The sequence below is a fragment of the Marinobacter sp. M1C genome, assembly GCF_023314135.1.
Lineage (GTDB): Bacteria > Pseudomonadota > Gammaproteobacteria > Pseudomonadales > Oleiphilaceae > Marinobacter.
The window spans coordinates 604,632-625,380 of the sequence record NZ_CP092289.1 but is presented as its reverse complement, the minus strand read 5'-3'; the positions used below and the strand labels follow the sequence as shown (position 1 = coordinate 625,380).

General features: G+C 55.3%; 18 protein-coding genes. 5 read left to right on the top strand and 13 right to left on the bottom strand.

What is annotated here, in order from left to right:
* Nucleotides 1–183: 183 nt before the first annotated feature.
* Together MIH19_RS02960 and MIH19_RS02955 are read left to right on the top strand one after the other, a co-directional pair.
* The gene (locus tag MIH19_RS02960; RefSeq protein WP_249007492.1) at nucleotides 184–783 is read left to right on the top strand and encodes a sigma-70 family RNA polymerase sigma factor; all 600 of its coding nucleotides are present in this window, start codon (nucleotides 184–186) and stop codon (nucleotides 781–783) included.
* Nucleotides 780–1,421 (top strand): ChrR family anti-sigma-E factor, encoded by a 642-nt coding sequence (locus MIH19_RS02955; RefSeq protein ID WP_249007491.1) that lies wholly within the window; start codon nucleotides 780–782, stop codon nucleotides 1,419–1,421. Before MIH19_RS02960 ends, MIH19_RS02955 begins: the two co-directional genes overlap by 4 nt.
* Before the next feature lie 46 nt (nucleotides 1,422–1,467).
* Here the strand turns inward: MIH19_RS02955 and MIH19_RS02950 are convergent, their stop codons facing one another.
* Nucleotides 1,468–2,199: an SDR family oxidoreductase gene (locus MIH19_RS02950; RefSeq protein WP_249008933.1), complete on the bottom strand. Its 732-nt coding sequence runs from the start codon at nucleotides 2,197–2,199 to the stop codon at nucleotides 1,468–1,470.
* Between the two features lie 200 nt (nucleotides 2,200–2,399).
* On the opposite strand from MIH19_RS02950, the gene tcdA reads away from it, so the two are divergent.
* A complete protein-coding gene (gene tcdA / locus MIH19_RS02945; RefSeq protein ID WP_249007490.1) occupies nucleotides 2,400–3,191 on the top strand; it encodes a tRNA cyclic N6-threonylcarbamoyladenosine(37) synthase TcdA in 792 nt (263 codons plus the stop codon).
* An 18-nt stretch (nucleotides 3,192–3,209) separates the two neighbouring features.
* Entirely contained in the window at nucleotides 3,210–5,060 is a 1,851-nt protein-coding gene (locus MIH19_RS02940; protein ID WP_249007489.1) for a sodium:proton antiporter, read from the top strand.
* Between the two features lie 4 nt (nucleotides 5,061–5,064).
* Here the strand turns inward: MIH19_RS02940 and MIH19_RS02935 are convergent, their stop codons facing one another.
* Nucleotides 5,065–6,045 carry an NADP-dependent oxidoreductase gene (locus tag MIH19_RS02935; protein ID WP_249007488.1) on the bottom strand — a complete coding sequence of 327 codons (981 nt, stop codon included), beginning with the start codon at nucleotides 6,043–6,045 and terminating at the stop codon, nucleotides 5,065–5,067.
* 127 nt (nucleotides 6,046–6,172) lie between these two features.
* Nucleotides 6,173–6,982: an alpha/beta fold hydrolase gene (locus MIH19_RS02930; RefSeq protein ID WP_249007487.1), complete on the bottom strand. Its 810-nt coding sequence runs from the start codon at nucleotides 6,980–6,982 to the stop codon at nucleotides 6,173–6,175.
* 189 nt (nucleotides 6,983–7,171) lie between these two features.
* On the opposite strand from MIH19_RS02930, the gene cls reads away from it, so the two are divergent.
* Nucleotides 7,172–8,602 (top strand): cardiolipin synthase, encoded by a 1,431-nt coding sequence (cls, locus tag MIH19_RS02925; protein ID WP_249007486.1) that lies wholly within the window; start codon nucleotides 7,172–7,174, stop codon nucleotides 8,600–8,602.
* 21 nt (nucleotides 8,603–8,623) lie between these two features.
* On the opposite strand, the gene MIH19_RS02920 is transcribed toward cls, so the two are convergent.
* From MIH19_RS02920 to MIH19_RS02875, 10 genes are all read right to left on the bottom strand, one after another.
* Entirely contained in the window at nucleotides 8,624–9,223 is a 600-nt protein-coding gene (locus MIH19_RS02920; RefSeq protein ID WP_249007485.1) for a hypothetical protein, read from the bottom strand.
* 47 nt (nucleotides 9,224–9,270) lie between these two features.
* On the bottom strand, nucleotides 9,271–12,120 hold the full coding sequence (locus tag MIH19_RS02915) for a transporter substrate-binding domain-containing protein (RefSeq protein ID WP_249007484.1): 2,850 nt from the start codon (nucleotides 12,118–12,120) through the stop codon (nucleotides 9,271–9,273).
* Nucleotides 12,121–12,176: 56 nt separating this feature from the next.
* Nucleotides 12,177–13,559 (bottom strand): GGDEF domain-containing protein, encoded by a 1,383-nt coding sequence (locus MIH19_RS02910; RefSeq protein WP_249007483.1) that lies wholly within the window; start codon nucleotides 13,557–13,559, stop codon nucleotides 12,177–12,179.
* Between the two features lie 39 nt (nucleotides 13,560–13,598).
* Nucleotides 13,599–14,597 carry a tyrosine recombinase XerC gene (gene xerC / locus MIH19_RS02905; protein ID WP_249007482.1) on the bottom strand — a complete coding sequence of 333 codons (999 nt, stop codon included), beginning with the start codon at nucleotides 14,595–14,597 and terminating at the stop codon, nucleotides 13,599–13,601.
* 3 nt (nucleotides 14,598–14,600) lie between these two features.
* Nucleotides 14,601–15,344 (bottom strand): DUF484 family protein, encoded by a 744-nt coding sequence (locus MIH19_RS02900; RefSeq protein ID WP_249007481.1) that lies wholly within the window; start codon nucleotides 15,342–15,344, stop codon nucleotides 14,601–14,603.
* Between the two features lie 15 nt (nucleotides 15,345–15,359).
* A complete protein-coding gene (gene dapF, locus MIH19_RS02895; RefSeq protein WP_249007480.1) occupies nucleotides 15,360–16,358 on the bottom strand; it encodes a diaminopimelate epimerase in 999 nt (332 codons plus the stop codon).
* Nucleotides 16,355–17,605 carry a diaminopimelate decarboxylase gene (gene lysA, locus MIH19_RS02890; protein WP_249007479.1) on the bottom strand — a complete coding sequence of 417 codons (1,251 nt, stop codon included), beginning with the start codon at nucleotides 17,603–17,605 and terminating at the stop codon, nucleotides 16,355–16,357. Before lysA ends, dapF begins: the two co-directional genes overlap by 4 nt.
* 13 nt (nucleotides 17,606–17,618) lie before the next feature.
* Nucleotides 17,619–17,804: a lipoprotein gene (locus MIH19_RS02885; RefSeq protein WP_249007478.1), complete on the bottom strand. Its 186-nt coding sequence runs from the start codon at nucleotides 17,802–17,804 to the stop codon at nucleotides 17,619–17,621.
* 4 nt (nucleotides 17,805–17,808) lie between these two features.
* Entirely contained in the window at nucleotides 17,809–19,224 is a 1,416-nt protein-coding gene (argH, locus tag MIH19_RS02880; RefSeq protein WP_249007477.1) for an argininosuccinate lyase, read from the bottom strand.
* A 404-nt stretch (nucleotides 19,225–19,628) separates the two neighbouring features.
* The gene (locus MIH19_RS02875) at nucleotides 19,629–20,522 is read right to left on the bottom strand and encodes a transporter substrate-binding domain-containing protein (protein ID WP_249007476.1); all 894 of its coding nucleotides are present in this window, start codon (nucleotides 20,520–20,522) and stop codon (nucleotides 19,629–19,631) included.
* Nucleotides 20,523–20,749: the final 227 nt, after the last annotated feature.

Genomic DNA, 20,749 nt, shown 5'->3' with positions numbered 1-20,749 from the left:
GAAACTGCAGCCGTCACCGCCGACCATAACCAACGATTTCTCCGGGTTCTAAGGGGTAAACCACGGCGAATGGTGATCTGGGCGCATCAACTGGGCGTAAATCAATGACTGACAAATCTGGGGCGAGTGCATAGAATGATGACAATACAAAGCTCAAATCATGCAACAGTCAAGGAGCGTCCGGTGACGACACTGGAGCAGAAGCCGGTTAAATCCGAAGGGCGTAACGACCCTTGGAGCAACCTGCTAATAAAAGTAGGAAAAAACCAAGACCGACAGGCTTACCATCAGCTGTTCGAACACTTTGGCCCGCAGATTAAGTACTACGCTATGGCAAATGGCATGGCGAATCACGCTGAGGAATTGGTGCAAGAAGTGTTTGTGTCGATCTGGAGGCGTTCATGTCTTTATGACTGGCGCAAAGCAGCGGCATCGACTTGGATTTTTACCATTGCGAGAAATCAGCGTATTGATATGCTGCGCAAAATGAAACGCATTAGCGCCGAAATTTCGGTAGAAACCGAAGATCTGTGGCAAATTCCCGGTGATAACGAAAACGAGCCCGTTACGTCGCTGCATCGTTTAATGTCGGAGCGTCGAGTACGTGAATCTCTCAGCCTGTTACCGGAAGAACAAACGACTGTTATTGCCAAAGTGTATATGGAAAGCAAGTCTCATCAGATGGTAGCTGACGAACTGCAAATACCCCTGGGAACAGTAAAAAGCCGAGTTCGTCTAGCGCTCAACAAACTGAAAGTGATTTTGCAGGATCAAAACCAATGACACGGCATCACCCCGAAAGTACAAGCCTGATGGAATTCAGCGCGGGTACATTGTCTGACCCTCACGCCTTTTGTATACGGCTGCACCTTGAAAAGTGTGCGCTTTGCCGCAGCCGGGTAGACACCCTGGAAAGCTTGGGTGCAGTGATGTTGGAACAACAACCCCGTACTGAAAGTTCCGAACCGGCTGCCTCGACCTTCGACGCAATTCTTGCGCGTATTGACAGCGATACAGCGCCTGTAAGTGCCCCTCAGAAACGCCAAGACCTTGTAAAGAAATTGCTGGGTTGCGATATCAACGATCTGCCCTGGAAGCGCCAACTGGGCGATGTCAGCATGCTTGACGTAACAGATCGTTTCCCCGGGCAGACAGAGAGGGTGGTATTGCAAAAATTGTCCTCTGGAGGCAAAGCGCTTGCCCACACCCACCGTGGAACCGAGACCACCATTGTTTTGCAGGGTGCATTCTCTGACCAAAACGGTATTTTTAATCAGTGGGATTTTGCAGTGCTTGACCAGAATGACAATCACCGCCCGGTCGCTGTTGGCCACGAAGATTGCATTACGTTGTCGGTGCTTAGTGCACCGCTGAAACTAACGGGTACCTTTACCCGGCTGCTCAATCCGTTCATGAGCTGAGCAAGTTTATGGATTAACCAAGAAAATCACTATCAGCACACTGTTTTTACCAAGGCAGTGTGCTGCCGTCCCACGATAAAAAGCTGCCATTCGCCGATTCGTCAATCTGGTCAATCACTGCCAACAGGTTGGCCGCGGTTTCTAAGGCATCGTGAACCTCCAGGTTAGCCAGCGATTGCGAAAACGGCTCACTCAATGCCGAACGAGTTGTGCCCGGATGCAACGCAATACAAGCCACCGGCGACATGCGCCTGGGCAATTCCACAGACAGCGTTTTTACCAGCATATTTAGTGCTGCTTTGGAGCTACGATAGGCATACCAGCCCCCCAAGCGGTTGTCGCCGATGCCCCCTACCTTGGCGGAAATCGCCACAATGCGCTTTGCGCGTTTGTGCCGTAGCCAAGGCAATAACGCCTGCACCAGCAACCCGAAACCACTGGCGTTTACCGCCATAGCGCGCGCCAGAGAACTGGCCTGCAAATCTTCTAGCCGCTTCTCTGGCTTCATATTCGCTCCGTGTAATATGCCCGCAGCGTAGATGATCATATCCAGCCCTTCTGCTTTTGGCACGATAGCGGCCAGTTCCGCGGCAACTTGACCCAGGGCCTCGGGTTTTTCTGCATCCCAGGCCAGTACCTGATGTGACTCGCGCAGAAACGCTGGCGCTTTTTCCGGCTGACGACAAATGCCAATAATTTCAACATCGGCTCGAGCCCCGAGTTTTTCGGCCAGTGCTGCGCCAATGGCGCCAGACACACCCGCAATCAAAATCCGCATAGTGTTCACCAAGGTCAGTTTAAAAGAATTGTGCACGGCGGTTCGTTGCCATGCAGAGCTAAGCCGTGCTTTACGTAATAAACGTTACGCCTACCGAAACTCAAAGGGTCAACATTCCGCGCCATTGCTTCATTATTTCAGCTTTTTTGTATCTGCCAGCGCTGGGTTACAATAGCAGGCACGAGCCCATTGGAGAGATTATGAACGCCGACGATTACGCCTTCCGCTTTGGCGGCATTGAGCGCCTGTATGGACGTAGTGCGCTTGAGGCCTTTCGCAAGGCCCACATTGCCATTGTCGGCCTTGGCGGTGTGGGGTCTTGGGCGGCAGAAGCTTTGGCTCGCAGCGGTATAGGCACGCTAACGCTGATTGATATGGACGATATCTGTGTATCCAACACCAACCGCCAGCTGCACGCGCTCAATGGCCAATACGGTAAAACCAAAACCGATGCCATGGCCGAGCGTTTGCGGGCCATCAATCCTGCCGCAGATGTCCGCACCCAGTTTGCGTTTATTACTATCGATAACATCCCGCAACGGATAACCGCCGACATCACCGGTGTAATCGATGCGATAGACAGTGTGAAGCCAAAAGCCGCTTTATTAGCTTACTGCCAGCGCAACAAGTTGCCGATTGTATGTGCAGGGGGCGCCGGAGGGCAGATGGACCCAACCCAGATTCGCGTGGCCGATTTAAGCAAAACGACCCAGGACCCGCTACTGGCCAAAGTGCGTAACTTGCTGCGCCGACAGTACGGTTTTTCCCGCAATCCGCAGCGGCGTTTCGGCATTGAAGCCGTATATTCGCTGGAACAGCTGACGTATCCCGCCGCCGACGGTACAACCTGCCTACAAAAACCGGTTAACGCAGGCCCGGTTCGGCTGGATTGCGCCACCGGCTTTGGCGCCGCCAGCCCGGTGACTGCTAGCTTCGGGTTTTTTGCGGCCTCGCGGCTACTTAACAAAATTGCACAACGCGCCCAACCCTAATTCACGGAACCGATTTCTATGCCCGTAAGCACTGTTTTGCTGCTCGCTTCTATCGGTGTGCTATCACTGTTTTGCCAATGGCTGGCCTGGCGCGTACGCATGCCGGCCATACTGTTTTTACTGGCCGGCGGTATTGCGTCGGGCCCGGTGCTGGGCTACTTGAACCCCGAAGATGTGTTTGGCGACCTACTCTTTCCGATGGTGTCACTGGCTGTGGCCATTATCTTGTTTGAAGGTAGCCTGACGCTGCGCTTTGCCGAAATTCGTGGCCACGGCAAAATGGTTCGCAATTTGCTCCCAATTGGCGCGATTGTTACCGGCACCATCGGCGCCTTGTCGGCGCACTATATTCTGGGCATTTCCTGGGAAATCGCTCTGCTGTTTGGAGCCATATCCATTGTCACCGGCCCCACGGTGATAGCCCCTCTGCTGCGTTCGGTAAGGCCAAGTTCAAAACTGGCCAACATTCTTCAATGGGAAGGCATTATTATTGACCCCATTGGCGCCCTGCTGGCAGTACTGGTGTTCGAAGGCATTGTGTCCTGGGGCCAGGGCAACGTGTTTGGTCACTCCCTGTATATTTTCGCCAAAACCATTGCAGTAGGTGCCTTGATTGGCGCCGCAGCGGGCTACCTGAACGGTCAGGTGTTGCGTAAACACTGGATACCCCAATACCTTCACAATGCCGGCACGCTGACCTTCATGCTGGGCGTGTATGCGCTGTCTAACGAACTGGCCCATGAATCCGGCCTGCTGACGGTAACCATCATGGGTTTGTGGATGGCCAACATGAAGCAGGTGCCGGTCGACAGTATTCTGGAGTTCAAGGAATCCCTAAGCGTACTGCTGATTTCCGCGCTGTTTATCATTCTGGCGGCGCGCATCGAATTTTCTGCCATCGCCGATTTGGGCTGGGGCCTGGCTTGGGTATTGGCCATATTGATGCTGATAGCGCGGCCTCTGAGCATTTTTCTATCGGCTATTGGTACCAGTCTGAACTGGCGCGAAAAACTGTTCTTAAGCTGGATAGCACCGCGGGGCATTGTTGCCGCGGCGGTGTCTGCACTGTTCGCCTTCCAACTGCAAAAAGTGGGCTATGAAGGCGCGGGCGCTCTGGTACCGTTGGTTTTCATGTTAATTATTGCCACCGTAACCATTCAGAGCCTGACCGCTCGGCCGCTGGCAAACCTGCTGAATGTAACGGAGCCGGCGGAGTTCGGATTTCTGATTCTGGGGGCTAACCCGGTGGCGCGAATGATTGGCCTCGCTTTAAAGAAACACGAGGTGCCGGTGGTTCTTGCGGACACCAACTGGGAGAACGTGCGCCAGGCGCGAATGGAAAATCTGCAGGTGTACTTTGGTAACCCGGTGTCTGAGCACGCCTCTAATCAGCTGGATTTGACCGGAGTCGGCAACCTGCTGGTCATTTCACCCTACAAACACATGAATTCCCTGGCCACCTATCACTTTCTGGACTGGTTTGGTGACAACAGCGTGTACAGCCTGGCAGAAGGCGATCAGGACCAGAAAGCGCGTCATCAAACAGCCGAAAAAATCCAACAGACACGCGGCCTTTTCAACGGCGTCAGCTACGCCAAGCTGGCCAGCTTGGCAAGCCAAGGCTACTCGGTAAAAACCACCGAGCTAAGCGATGAATTCAGCTATCAAAAATTTTTGGACAAGCACCAGAGCCAGGCCCTGGTACTGTTTATGTTTGATGGCAAAGGCCGCATTACGCCGGTGAAATCCATGGACAAACTCAAGCCCGATGAAGATTCCACGCTGATCAGCCTGGTTCCGGCCCGCGCACCGAAAGAGCGCAAGGAACGCAAAGACCGTGATAACGCCGAAGTTAACGGCGCAAAATAACCAATCAGTCGCGGCAGTCCAGTACCAGCTTGCCGCGAACGTGGCCGCCTTCGAGCAACTCATGGGCGGCCGCTACCTCTGCCAGTGAAAACACCTTTTCGATATGAACGGTGACATCGCCATCTTCAATCAGCTCGGCGATTTCCTCAAGATGAAACACATCCGGGCGCACCGTCATGCCGTGGGCTCTCAGGCCCATGGCTTCGGCGGCACAAATAATCACATCTGCAGTCACAGTGGGCACCGTTACCAACACACCTTTTTCACCCAGACAGTTTAACGAGCGCCGGCCGGCGTCGCTGCCTACCAGATCCAACACCACATCCAGGCCAAAACATTCCTGAGCCGCGTCGGTGGTCGTGTAATCGATGATTTCGTGCACACCCAGACCGTCAAGAAAATCGTGATTAGCCTTTGAGGCGGTCGCAATAACGTGGGCGCCTTGGGTCAGGGCAAATTGCACCGCTAAGTGCCCGACGCCTCCGGCACCGGCGTGAATCAGAATTTTTTGACCGGCCTGCAGGTCAGCCACCTCGAATAACGCCTGCCAGGCAGTCAGCGCCGCCAACGGCAACGCCCCGGCAGTCACCAAATCCAGATTTTCCGGCACAATGGCCAATTCATCCGCCTGGGCCAGCACATAGCTGGCGTAGCCGCCGCCCGTCAGGGCGAAACCTACCAACCCCATCACCCGGTCCCCCGGTGCCAAAGTGGTCACACTATCGCCGACGCTTACAACTTCACCGGCCAGATCGTAACCCGGTGTCCATGGCAGCAGCTCTTGTTCACTCAGCTGCTTGGCCACAAAACCCAAGCCTTTGCGGGTTTTCCAGTCAATCGGGTTAAGCCCGGCGCCGTGGACCTTGATCAGCACCTGGCCCGCCTGAGGCTCAGGCACTGGAGCATCAACAAGCTGCAAAACATCACGGTCACCAAACTCTTCGTAAACTACTTTTCGCATGCTGGTGTTAACGGTGTCTTCCATGGGGTGCTCCGGCAAAGGGGTCAGTCATCGTTTGGCAGAGATAATAGTGAACTCTGCACATTTCGAGTGTATCAGATAAGGCAGCGTGTCCCTTGATTCAAGACATCACGCTTAGCCTTATATTGACTCAATCGTCGGCGGCAAGAAAGTCCACACACAAGGTGGCAAAGGTGTCCGGTTTTTCGGCGTGAAGCCAATGGCCTGTGCCCTCAATCACCTTTACGCTGGCGTTGGGAAACAGCTGCAAAATGATGTCTTTGTGCTTGCTTTGCAGATACGCCGAATCGGCGCCTTTAATAAACAGCACCGGCCCTTCAAACGGGCCTTCACCTTGCGGAGCATCGGAGAGCTGCGAATAGCAACGCTCGATTGTCGCCAGGTTCAGCAACCAGCGAAAAACCGGCCCGCCTTCAATCGCTTGATCCTTCGGAATCCGTTCCAGGTTTTTCAGCAAAAATTGGCGAACGCCGGCGTCGTCCACAAAGTTTGCCATCTGTCGGTCCGCCTCGGTGCGCGAGCTTACCGCGCTCAAGTCCATGGCTTTAAGCCCTTCAAGAATGGCATCGTGGCGCGGTTTGTAAGCCACCGGCGAAATATCGGCAACAATCACCCGGTCAACTCGATCTGGCGCCAGTAATGCCAACTGCATCGCCACTTTGCCACCCATGGAATGGCCCAGCACGCAAGCCCGTTCAAGGCCCTGCTTATCCATATAGGCCAGTACGTCCGCCGCCATGGATGGATAGTCCATGGTGTCGGTGTGGGGCGACTGGCCGTGATTGCGCTGATCCAGGGCGTGAATCTGCCAACGGTCTTCCAAACGACGGATTATTCCGCCCAAGTTGTCCAGCGAACCGAACAACCCGTGCAATACGATTAATGGCAAGCGCCCGGATTCATCCGGTCCGGCTTGGCGGGCGTTGAGTTCAACAGTCATCAGAGATTTCCTTACGGCGCTTTTGGCCGTTAGATTAGCACTGGAACAGCCGCATCGACAAAGATCCTGCACTTCTTAGATCGGCTGCACTGTCTACGCAGAACCACAAATGTGGTTGATGACAGGCGCCATGCTATCTTGGCCCATTACAACGCTGCGCTTGCGGTGCACACTGATACAGGAATCCAGATGCCCGAATTCTCACTGATTGCCGTTATTGTTACTCTGGTGTATCTGGCATCTCTGGTGTGCATCTACCGGATTCTGATGACTTATCGCACGGCACAGGGGGCTTTAGCCTGGGTTATCGCCTTGCTGGCACTGCCGTGGATTACCCTGCCATTGTTTTTGCTTATTGGGCGTTCGCGCTTTGGTGGGTACATTAAAGCGCGACGCATGGGCGACGAGGCGCTGACCAATCTGCTGAACCGGTTTGAACAGCAAGAAACCTCGTTATGCTCACCAGCGCACGAACATTTCAGCGACGAACTTCAGGTACTCAGCAAGCTGGCTCGCCAGCCGTTTACCGAAGGCAATTACAGCACTTTATTGCGCGACGGCGAAGCGACTTTCGACGCCCTGTTTGACTGCATGGAAAACGCCCAGCACTACATCCTGCTGGAGTTCTACATTGTGCGTTCTGACCGTGTTGGGCAGCGCATAAAGTCCATTCTGGAACGCAAGCTGGCAGAAGGGGTGGAAGTGTGGTTTTTGCACGACAATATCGGCAGCTTTGGCTTGCCTCGCAAATACATCAGGGAGCTGACGCAAGCGGGCGCCCACACCGCCGCCTTTGGCGATGGCAACGTACGCCGCTGGCGCTTTCAAATGAATTTTCGCAATCACCGCAAAATTTTGGTGTGTGATGGCAAAGTAGGCTTTGTTGGCGGTATCAATCTGGCAGACGAGTATCTGGGCGCAGCTATGGACCAAGAACCCTGGCGCGACACCCACTGCCGTATTGAAGGCCCCGCGGTAACCGGGCTACAACTGGCCTGGCTAGAAGACTGGAACTGGGCCAGCGACACCTTTCCAGAGCTGAACTGGGCACCCCATCACAAAACCCCGGGTGACGAGCGAATTCTGATTCTGCCCACCGGACCCGCCGACAGCTGGGAAAGCTGTACTCTGTTTTTTCTCAACTGCATCAACAACGCCCGCGAGCGGGTGTGGATTGCATCACCCTATTTTGTGCCCGATGTTCAGGTGATGAACGCGTTGCAGCTGGCGGCGCTGAGAGGGATAGACGTCAGAATTTTGATTCCGGAAAAATCCGACAGCCGCATCATTGGCCTAGCGGCCTATTCCTATCTGGTACAGGCCTGCCAGGCCGGCATTCAGATTTATCGCTATCAGCCCGGGTTCATGCATCAAAAAGTGATTCTGGTGGACGACCGCTACACCGCTGTCGGCACGGCAAACCTGGACAACCGCTCAATGCGCCTGAATTTTGAAATTACCGCAATCAACACATCAGGCACGTTTGTAGAAGAAGTGGACGCGATGCTGACCGAGGACTTCAAACAGTCCCACTTGATGGACGAGCGCGATTATCGCGACCGTTCCCTGGCGTTTCGAATTACCTGCCGTGCCATACGCCTGGCCGCGCCGCTGCTGTGAAGCCGCTAGCCGATAGCGATTTCAGCGCTGGTTATCGTCACCAGACGGCAGCGGCTCTACGGCCAAGTGCGACGTATCGGGCACGATCGGCGGTGGCAATTCGTCTTTGCTGCCGATATCGCTGCCGGCCGGTGCCAGGGTCCAGGCATCAAGATGATCAAAACTCGGGACCTCTACCGGCACGGACTCAGCTAGGGTTACGCCCGGTGGGTCCAGAGTCAACGCGGACCCCGCCAGCACCGCATCGGTGCGCTCGCCAGCGATAGGTAGGCCACTGGCGCTCGCCTGAGTTATCGCGAAGGGGCTACGGGCGTTGCGCTGCGGTGGCTGGGGAGCAGCGGCGGACTGCGGTGCAAGGTTTGAACGCGCTGGTTGCGCTTGCGCGCCGGCTTGCACAGGTACCATAGCCTGAACGTAAGACCGCATGCCGTGCTTTTGCAGTAAGGCGCGGTATTTTTCGGCCTCGGCCTGGTCGAGCTGGTTGCGAATAACCACCGGCTTGCCGCTGAACATGCGGTCAAGCTGGGTATCATTGGCCTTAAATAATTGCCGCGCATTACTGCGAGCTGCAGCAGGGTCAGTGTCTGCAACACACTCGCCTTTAAACATGAGCTGGAACATATGCTGCTACCTCTGCTATCGAATCAGAATGACGAGTTACCCTGCCCTTAATCCTGGCCCAGCAGACGCGGGAACGACTCTAATGAACTATTCACCGCATCAAGGTTGAATGCCAACACGTCTGCCAACAGCTTTTCGCTATAGCTGGATACCGAGTGCGAACGGTAGCGCTGGCCCCAGGCCACCAGGCGTTCGGCGAAATCGCGCATTTTCTCCGGATCACCGCTTTTGCGCACGCTTTCCCACTCGTCACCAAAATCTTCCGCCAACTGCTGCCGCAACCAACCCCGCTCCTGCATACTCAAAGTCTGCGCCAGTAGGCGCTCACCTTCTTCCGGCTTGCCTTCTTCCTCGACTTCTTCGCCGGTTGAGGCCACGTCAGGAAGAATCAGCTTGAACACTGAACCTTCGTCCAGGGTGCTTTTCAGGGTCAGTTCTCCGCCCATCATTAGCGCCAGTTTACGGCTGATGGCCAACCCCAGGCCAGTGCCGCCGTAGCGCCGCGAGTTCTGGCCTTCCTGCTGCTCGAAGGCATCAAAAATTCGCTCTTGCTGGTCAGTCGCAATACCGATTCCGGTGTCAGTGACAGTAATTTCCAGCCGGTAGCGCGGGTGCTCGGGTTCTCCGGGTTTGGTGCCCGGCGGATAGCTCTGCTTTGGTAAGGGGCTGGCCTTGGCGCGTACCGTCACCCCACCCTCGTGGGTAAATTTTATAGCGTTACCCGCCAGGTTGAAAAGCACCTGGCGCAGGCGTGTTTCGTCCAGCATCAGCGCTGCCGGCATCTTCTTACCCACGCTGACCTCCAGGGTAACGCCTTGGTCGCGGGCACGCAGGTCGAAAATGTGCAACACATCGCCGAGCATCCTGCGTATAGACACCGGCGCATAATCCAGCCGCATTTTGCCCGCTTCAATTCGTGACAAGTCCAGAATGTCGTTAATCAGCATCAGCAATGCGCGGCTACCGGCGCGAATGGCGTCCAGATAATTACGCTGCTGTGGGTCTGTTACCGTATTGCTCAACAAATCGCTGTAGCCGATCACCGCGTTCATCGGGGTCCGAATCTCGTGGGACATGTTGGCCAGAAACTCACTTTTTGTCAGACTAGCGGCTTCCGCTTCCCGCGCCAACCGCTCGGCCTCAAGCTTAGCCGCCCGCAGTTCATCTTCACTGCGCCGCAGCGCGTTTTCCGAGCGGATTCGCTCGTCCACTTCCCGCGACAGTTTGCGATTCCAGTACAAGAATATCAGCACCACCACCACCGCCAGCAGAATCACCCGGCGCACCACGGTGTAATCGGTCGCCTGTTCTATATCCAGGTGAATCCAGCGGTTATAAATGGATTCGGTTTCCACGCTTTCCATGCTGCTCAACGCTTTGTTGAGGATGCGTTGCAAATCTGGATTGTTTTTGCGCACCGCCAATCGCAATTCATACTCATAGGGCGTCACGCTGGTAATGCGCAGGTTGGTTAATCCCAGGCGGGTCACGGTGTAACTGACCGCCGGAATGTGCGTTACCATTACGTCCAGATCGCCGTTCGACAGCGCCAGCAAGCCTTCTTCCACGCTGGTCACCGGATAGATATTCAGATTCGGATGATTGATCAACAGGTAATCGTGAGCGGCATGGCGATTCACCACCCCCACTTTTTCCTGGCGTAGTTCACGCAAATCGCCGATGAAACGGCCGTCGTCGCGGATCGCCAGAGCAATAGGTACGGTCAGGTAGGGCCGGGTAAACAGAAAATCCTGTTCTGTGCGGGGAGTGCGTGAAATGCCCGGCAAAATATCCACTTCGCCGGTTTTGAGCTGTTCTTCAGCCTGCAACCGGTCAACCGGCGCGGTGTTCTGAAAGCGCACGCCCAGCTTGGCTTCCAGCCGCGACATCAAATCCGGTACTAGGCCCGCGGGCTTTCCATCCTGCTGAAACTCGAATGGCGGCCAATCTGTGCGGTAGGCCACAACCAAATTGGCGTTGCTCTTGAGCCAGGCCAAATCCCGCGCTGACAGGTCGTTGCCGGGTTTTTCCTGGGGCGGCACTTCCGTGGTCAGCCAGGCTTCCAGCACTTGGCGGTGCTCGTTGCGGTCGATGCGGGCTATGGCGTCGTTGAGCAGTCGCAACAGGGGCGATTCGGCTTCGCTCGCAGGTAGCCGCAACACAACATCAATGGTTTTCTGGTCGGGCAGTACAGCCAGGCTAATGCCATTCACGCGCGCCGATTGCAGATAATCCGATACAACCGGCACCGGCCCCAAAAACCCAACCGCCTGCCCTGACAGCACCACGTTCACCGCATCGGCAACGTCGGCCACCATAACTGGTTCAAAGTTCTCCACGGGATCAAGCAGCGGGTATTGATTCACATCGTTGCTAATCACCGCCACCCGGCTGTTTTCCAAGTCTGCCAGGTTGCGAATAATGCCGTCACCGGCGCGGGCGAACAAGCCGTAAGTTAACGACATCAAAGGCTGGGTATACACAAAATCGGTGGCTGGCGGCGCATCGCTGAAACGGGTCACCAGTGAGGCATCCACGTCACTACCCGGCGGCCGTGGCTCTACCGGCACGCCCAATTTTATCGACAGCTTGGCCAGGTAATCGATATAGATGCCAGCCAGGGAACCGCTCCCGGTATTAAACGCCAGCGGCACCTGCTCCGCCTTAACCGACACGGTCACCCGCTCGTGTTCGGCCAACCAAAGCCGGTCGGCGCTTTCCGGCGCCAGGCCCAGGGGCGGCTGAGCGGCAAGCTGAGGGTCGTTAAACGGGCTGGCGCTGGCAGCCGGGGCTCCGACTACAACCGGAGCACCCAGCATGTTCGCCGGCTCGGCGCGCAGCTGAGTATGAAGCCCGCTTAACAGCCAGCACAAAATTAGAACATGCGCAGCCTTCACTGAGGTTCCTCAAAGGTTTGGTTGAGCTGAACGAAATAACAGCGGACTTGGCCCGTTTAGTCCGTGCTGATCTTAACCTGGTTGCGGCCGGCATTCTTGGCTATATAAAGCGTGCGGTCGGCGCGTTCGAAAAGGGTGTCTTCGTCATCGCCACTTCTGATGCTCGCAATCCCTGCCGAAAAGGTAATGGTAACCGGCTGATTACTAAAGTGGAACGGCAACTTTGCGACATTGGCGCGTAAGCCGTCAATGACTTGTTTGGCCTGGATACCTGTGGTTTCCGGTAGCAACACCACAAATTCCTCACCGCCAATACGGGCGATAAAATCTGTCGACCGCAGTCCTTTTTTCAACTCCCGCGCCAGCAGTTGCAGCACCCTGTCGCCCGCTTTATGGCCGTAAGAATCGTTAATGCGCTTGAAGAGGTCGATATCGACAATGGCAATTGTCATTTCACCTTTATAACGCTGCCACCGCTCGACCTCGAGTTGCAGGCGGTCGTGCCAGGAGTCACGGTTGGGTAGCTGGGTGAGCATATCGGTATTGGCGCGCCGGCGCTCTTTAAGAACCTGTTCGCGCATCAGCTCAGACTCGGTTTCCATGGTGACGATTTTCTGCTGCATGGTTTCCAGCTGAGTCGCCAGGGTTTTTTCACGTTCACTTTCGCGCTCGCGAAAGTGGACGACTGACTGGGCTATGTCGTCCAGATGAGCAGCCACAGAATGTTTCAGCTGATCGAGGTTGTTACTGCTTTGAATGTGCTGGCTCAGGCGCGTTATCCCGCCCTGCAAATCCCGGCCCAACGCCTCTGATGCACTCAGCCGGCCACTTTGTGCGGACGTATGCGCTACAAAGCTCTGGCGCAGCACGGCCAGGCGATGGTCAAGCTGTTGAATAAATTCGTCAAACTGGGCGCGGCATTGCTTAATAGCCATCATCACCAATTCAGCCACATCGCGCAGACCTTTACGCAACGCGCTCCAATCTTCGCTATAAAGCAGAATCTGCTGCAGAGCGCGGGCTTTTTTTTCCGCTTCTGCACTTATCGGTATCTCGCTGACGATTTGTTCCACTAACTGGCCAACACGGCGTGCAATACGCAGGCGCTCGCCGTCCTGGCCCAAGTCCATAGAATCTGCGGTAGGGCAAGCATCAGAACCTTGTGAAGCAAATTCCGCTTGTTCCAGAAGCACCATTTGGCAATCAATCTTTGTTTGCAACGCCTCCCAGCGCTCAACGTCAATAGAGGGACTACGTACTTGGTCACGAACGCTATCTAATAGCTGGTCAAGCTCGCCAGACTGCCCCTTCAGACCCAAGCTGGTCCGCACCAGCATTCGCTCAAGCAACATGCGGTGCTGTTGCCACTGTTGCTCACGGTGTTCGGCCGCATCCAACTCCCGTAGATATTGGTCTTTCCAAGACAACTCTGCGCTCATGGGACCTCCTGCGCGTCACAAGGCCGTGTGCTGATCGGCTTATTCATGATTGATTCGTCGCCGTTTTGCTCTTGGATGACTTTGGTCATACACACTGGCAAGGTGTTGAAAGTCTAGGTGAGTATAGACCTGAGTGGTCGCAATGTCCGCATGGCCCAACAACTCCTGAACCGCCCGCAGATCGCCACTGGATTCCAACAAGTGGCTGGCAAATGAGTGCCTCAGCATGTGCGGGTGCAGTTTCTGATCGGCGCCTTTTACCACGCCCCACCGCGCCAGTCGCACCTGAATACTTCGGTGGCTAAGGCGGTCGCCGCGGCGGCTGACAAATAATGCCTGCTGCCCGGCACCCGCAAGCCCTGGCCGCACCGCTAACCAAGCCTGAAGCGCCGCCAGGGCAGGTCGCCCAACGGGCAAAACGCGCTGCTTATTGGCCTTACCAGTCACTTTTACCTGAGCGGCTGCCAGGTCTACCGTGGCCAAATCCAAAGCGGCGACTTCTGCCAACCGTAAACCGGAAGAATACAGTAATTCAAAAATGCACACATCCCGCAATTCCAACGGATCGTCCGCCTGGGCATCCAACAGGTGCGTTAGCTGGTCTACATCGGCAACGACAGGTAACCGCCGCCCGCTTTTTGGCGCTCTAATACCTTCCGCCGGGCTATTTTCTGCCAGACCTTCACGCAACAAGTAATGGTAAAAACGGCGTATGGCTGAAAGGTGGCGGGCTATGCTGCGGCCGTTCAGGCCCGCACGGCTCAAGTGTGCAACGTAACGGCGGATGTCGTGACTGCTGAGGTTTTGCCAGCTGGCTTCCGAGTGCTCTTGAGAGTGTTTTTGAGAGTCGTCTTGAGATTGATTAAGCGAGTGCTTTAAATAGCACTCTTGAAGCCAGCGCTGCAGGCGCAGCAGATCTCGCTGATAATGCTCGCAGGTGAGCGGTGACAGGCGTTTTTCAGAGGCCAGGTGGCGAATGAAGCCGTCAACACCCTGAAACAGGCCAGTGTGTCGAGGTTTGTCACCGGCCCAGAGCATCGGTCAACGAGACTCGGCAATGTCGGTTAGCGGCAATGCTACCAAGTGGCGCTGTACCATTGGCGGTAGTAACCGGCTTAAAGTGTCGCTGATATAACTTAAAAACAGCGAACCCATGCTCTGGTCAAAATAACCCGGTACACAGCTGCCAATGGCAAACACACCGACAAGTTCATGGTTGCGCAGTGGCACCAGAGCCACCGAGGCAACCGGCTCGTCGCGATCAGGGAACAAAAAAGCGCGCTCGCTTTCGCGGAACTGGCCGCACACTGCGCGACCGCCATCCAGCAAATTACCCAGCCGTTTGTGCGCTTCCGCCGGCGACACCACATGCAGGGCGCCTTGAGCCGCCTGCGGTAGGGGGCCATCGGTAAATAGAATTATACTGACCGCGTCCAGACCAAAGTCACCGCGGATACTGTCGTCAATCACCGCCGCCATGTCGTTCAGATTTTTGGCTTCGATAATCTGCATCAGCAAGCGTTTGCTCTTCTGGAACAGCTGGTCATTCTGGCGCGCGATGCCCACTAATTCAACCAGCTCATGACGCAGAGTGTCTCGCTGCTCGCGAAAAAGATGAACCTGGCGCTCAACCAACGAAATGGCCCGCCCGCTATCGTGGGGTAAAGTCAGGTCGCGCAGCAGGTCGCTCTGTCCAACAAAAAAATCAGGGTTGTCACGCAGGTATTGCGCCACTTGCTCTGCATTTGGAACGCCGGCCTCTTGGCGGGCCGCTGAATCTGTCATCGTGTGCTCCTGGTGTCAGGATCGTTGCCTGCCGGTTCTGGCGGGTTTACGGCGGCGAATGCCAGGCTCTGCGGGCAGTCGCAGCTGGCCCTCAAAAACGTTGGCAACGGGGCCATCCATCATAACAGCGGCTCCGGGCCCCTGCCATTCGATAATCAACTGGCCTCCGGGCAGTTCTACTTCTACCTGCGGATCGAGCAAACCCCGCAAACATCCTGCAACAACCGCAGCGCATGCGCCAGTGCCGCAAGCCAGAGTTTCACCACAACCACGTTCAAACACCCGCAAGCGAATATGGCTGCGATCCACAATCTGCATAAACCCAATATTGGCTTTGGCAGGAAAGCGCCAATGCTTCTCTAACAGCGGCCCCAGCGTTGCCACCGGAGCGTTGTCGACGTCGTCAATCACCAGAACGCCGTGGGGGTTGCCCATAGACACCGCCGACAACTCTATGTTCTGGCCATCTACGTCTACGTTGTAAACCGGTGCAAATTCTTCAGCGCTGAACGGCACCATGGCGGGTTCAAGCCTTGGCACGCCCATATCGACTTTCACCAACCCGTCTTTCCCCACCCGCAGCTCAATAATGCCACCCGCTGTTTGCACCCGCATCACTTTTTTGTTAGTCAGGCGCTGATCGCGCACAAAACGGGCAAAACAACGGGCTCCATTACCACATTGCTCCGCTTCCGAGCCGTCGGCATTGAAAATCCGATAGCGAAAATCCACATCCGGCAGCCCTGGCGGCTCCACCACCAGCAGCTGATCAAAACCGATGCCAAAATGGCGATCGGCCAGCTCGCGAATCATCTCCGGGCGCAGGCGAAACATCTGGCTGATGGCGTCAACCACCATAAAATCATTACCTAGGCCGTGCATTTTTGTAAAACGCAGAGTGCCGCCCGCATTGCCACCAGAAGCGGCGCTCGGACTACCAACAAAGGCGCCGCCAGCGCCGCGCCGGGAGACCGGCCCGTCAACGCTGACCAACAGCTCCCCGTCGTCACTCATAATGGCAGGCAACTCTCGGGAGCCAATTGTTCTTCCAAAGTTTCGCGGCGGCGCACCACATGTACCTTATCGCCATCGACCATCAGTTCAGGCGGGCGATTACGGGTGTTGTAGTTGGAACTCATCACAAAGCCATAAGCCCCGGCCGAACGCACCGCCAGCAGGTCGCCGGCGCTCAGGCTAAGCTGGCGATCTTTACCCAGAAAATCACCGGTTTCGCACACTGGGCCCACCAAATCCCAGACTTTTTCGTCGCCCTTGCTATGGGGGGCCACCGGCACAATAGCCTGCCAGGCGCCGTAGAGCGCAGGACGAATCAGATCGTTCATGGCGGCGTCAATAATCGCGAAGTTACGGTGCTCTGTACACTTCAGAAATTCAACACGGGTCAGCAACACGCCGGCGTTGGCGGCGATTGAGCGCCCCGGCTCCAGAATCAGTTCCAATTTGCGATCGCCCAGACGCTCAAGAATCGCTTCCACGTATTCGCCGGGCTGCGGCGGTGTTTCATCGTTATAGGTAACGCCCAGGCCACCGCCCAAATCCAGGTGTTTTATCTCGACCCCCTGCTTTGCCAGACTGTCCACCAGTGCCAGAACCCGATCCAGAGCGTCCAGAAATGGCGCCACCGTGGTTAGCTGTGAGCCAATGTGGCAATCCACACCGCGCACATCCAGGTGGGGCAAACTGGCTGCACGGGCATAGACCGCCGGCGCGACGTCAATATCGATACCGAATTTGTTTTCTTTCAGACCGGTAGAGATATAAGGATGAGTGCCAGCGTCTACGTCGGGGTTTACCCGCAGCGATACTGGCGCTTTCACGCCCAGCTCACCGGCAATGGCGTTCAACCGGTCCAGCTCGGTGTCAGACTCTACGTTAAAACAACGCACACCCGCTTCCAGCGCGCGCCGCATTTCCCAGGGCTGCTTGCCAACGCCGGAAAAAACCACTTTGGCCGGGTTGCCACCGGCCCGGATCACCCGTTCCAGCTCACCGGCGGATACGATATCAAAACCCGCGCCCAGGCGGGCCAGCACGTCCAATACCGCCAGATTGCTATTCGCTTTTACCGCATAACACACCAGATGCGGGTGATTCTGCAGAGCGTTGTCGTAAGCCCGGTAATGGCGTTCCAGAGTCGCTCGGGAATATACATAGGCCGGCGTGCCGTGTTGCTCTGCAATGCGCGCCAGCGGCACATCTTCGGCCCAGAGCTCATCATTCTTATAAATGAAATAATCCATAAAAATTCCTGAATTAACGGGCCTGACCCGATGTTTCTGATATGGGCACAGGCGTCGGCTCCGCGTTTTGTGCTAAGGGTTCCTGGCTAGGCGCTTCGCGGTAGAGATCGCCTTTCTGGCCGCAGCCTGAAAGCCCGACCACCAACAAAAGGCTTAACAGCGCTACGACTTTAACAACCGCGGGGAATTTCAGACCCATTATCTCAACCCTGCTTAAGTGCGTTACGGGCGCGCTTAACGGCTGCCCGAACTTGCGCCGGCGCGGTGCCACCCAGATGGTCACGTGCCTGCACCGAGCCTTCAAGAGTCAGCACGTCAAATACGTCTTCGCTGATAGTACCCGAAAAAGACTGTAGCTCCGCCAGTGTCATATCTGACAAATCGCGCTTCTGCTCTACGCCAAAGGCAACAGACTTGCCCACCACTTCGTGGGCGTCGCGGAACGGCATGCCTTTTTTGACCAGATAATCGGCCAGATCCGTCGCGGTGGAAAAGCCACGCTTGGCTGCTACCCGCATATTGTCGGCCTTGGCCGTGATAGCCGGCATCATATCAGCGTAGGCTCTCAGGCAGCCTTTCACCGTGTCTACGGTGTCAAACAGCGGCTCTTTGTCTTCCTGGTTGTCTTTGTTATAGGCTAGCGGCTGGCCTTTCATTAACGTAAGCAGACTGATCAAATGGCCATTCACCCGGCCTGTCTTGCCCCGGACCAGTTCTGGCACGTCCGGATTTTTCTTCTGCGGCATAATCGAGGAGCCGGTACAAAAGCGGTCTGGCAAATCGATGAAATCAAACTGCGCGGAGGTCCACAGCACCAGTTCCTCGCTGAAGCGCGACAGATGAGTCATCAACAGCGCGGCAAAACTGCAGAACTCAATGGCGAAATCGCGATCACTGACCGAATCCAGGGAGTTTTCCGAAGCGCGGTCAAAGCCCAGCAGCCGGGCTGTCATCGCACGGTCAATCGGATACGTGGTGCCCGCCAGTGCCGCGGCGCCCAGAGGCATGATATTCACCCGCTTACGGCAATCCTGCAGGCGTTCACCATCGCGCACCAGCATTTCGTACCAAGCCAACAAATGATGGCCAAAGGTCACCGGCTGCGCGGTTTGCAGGTGGGTAAAGCCCGGCATAATGGTATCGGCTTCGCGTTCAGCCAAGTTCAGCAGCCCGGCCTGCAGTCGTTTTATCTCCTCGGCAATCACGTCAATCTCGTCACGCAAATAAAGCCGGATGTCGGTGGCCACCTGGTCGTTACGGCTGCGGCCGGTGTGTAACTTTTTACCGGTAACGCCGATGCGGTCGGTCAGCCGCGCCTCGATGTTCATGTGCACGTCTTCCAGACTGACCGACCACTGAAAAGTCCCAGCTTCAATGTCGGCCTTCACCGCCTTCAGCCCTTCCAGAATGGTGTCGCGCTCTTCGTCGGTCAGAACACCCACCGCTGCCAGCATGGTGGCATGGGCAATAGAGCCGGTAATGTCGTGATGATAAAGGCGCTGGTCAAAACCGACAGAGGCGGTAAAGCGCTCTACAAAGGCGTCAGTAGGCTCGGTAAAACGTCCACCCCAAGGTTTTTCCGAGCTTAAGGCCTGCTCCGGCGATTTGTTATCCGTCATCGTTTCAGTACTCCTGTTACATGTAATTGACCGGCGAGCATCTAACCTCATGAGAAATCATGAAAGTGGCAGTTTTCGCGATTTTTAGCGTGAACTTTCCTACATTGTAACGTCTCAAGATCCCAGAATCGCTCTAAATGTCGGCGCGTGACCGGGCCTTGCCAAACATCACGTCGGACACTATCCGTACGTTGACGGGTAAAGGATAATCAATGCCCTGAACCCGGCGTTAAAAATAGCCTGACGCCGGGAGTTACCCGAGCCCTGACTGCGGTTCCGAAACTGCAGAGTTTGGTGCTTCTGCCTGGTCTTGCAGAGCGTTAAATAGCAACCTGAAAAACGTCATGTCGTTGCGACCGGAAGCGGCCTCGAAGGTACCTTACCTTGCGGCCACCGGGAACATCCTATGGCGCTGAAAAATCACGACAGAAATGGTAGATATCCCGAACTCCCTGGAATATAACGACAGGAGGGCAAACGTAACGATGTACGATGGCGGAATACGTGCCGTCATTCTGCATCGCTTCCAGAGCACGATCAAAATTTGCGACAAATTCTGAGCTGACAGAATTTTTTGAAAAAATATAATGAGCGTTTTTGTCAGAGACAACTATCGAACTGTCGGTGATCTGGTCGGCAAGTCCCAACGCCCTTATTTCGTATAAAGCCGTTAACTTATCTGCAATTACCCCATCGACGCGATTAAGTGCCAACATTCGCCAGAGCGCTTGTCGTTGTGACGTGTACTCAATGTTTTTTTCGTAGTCAGGATCTTTGACGAGGGTGTCGTATTCTTCGCTATAAGATACGTTTATTTGCACCCCTAACCTGAAATCTGAACCCAGTACCTCTTTTAACCCGGAAAAACCGAAGTCAGCCTTGTCAGAACGGCGAATAAACAACAGATTGGGAGAGACCGTCGGCACTGTATTTGCGTAATACGCGTAATGCTCCCGCTCGGGAGTGTGATAGGCACCTGAGACCATATCCACACGCCCCTGACTCAATTCTGCGAGCGCCCTCGCCCAGGGAAGCTTAATCAGAGAAAGATTGCAGTCCAGTCGCCGCATGACCTCACGACTGACATCGGCATCGATGCCTGCAACGTTATTACCGTAAGCGACGAAGTAAGGTGGATCATCGTCCCAGCGCAACGTTATATTGCACTCAGCAAAGCCTGGGACAACCAAGCCGTATGAAGAAACAATTAATACAGTAGCTTTGCAAAACCCCGCACAAGAAACACCCCACGGCATGCAAAATATTGCAGGTTCACGGTCATTCCTGGTCAGCTGCATTACGAGTTCCGCTTGGGTACGTAAACTATCTTGATGTAAATTGATCACCTGCGCCAGCTAAAACCGGTGCAGAATTATTCGTGATGGGTATGGGCTTATATGGACTCATACGCCAGTTCTTAGCCTTTTCCGAAATATGCTTTTACTTGCCGTGCAGTCCGATCATTTCCCAGACAAAGACCGGGGTTAATTCTCAGTTACAGCGAACACTTCAGTGCGTACAAAAC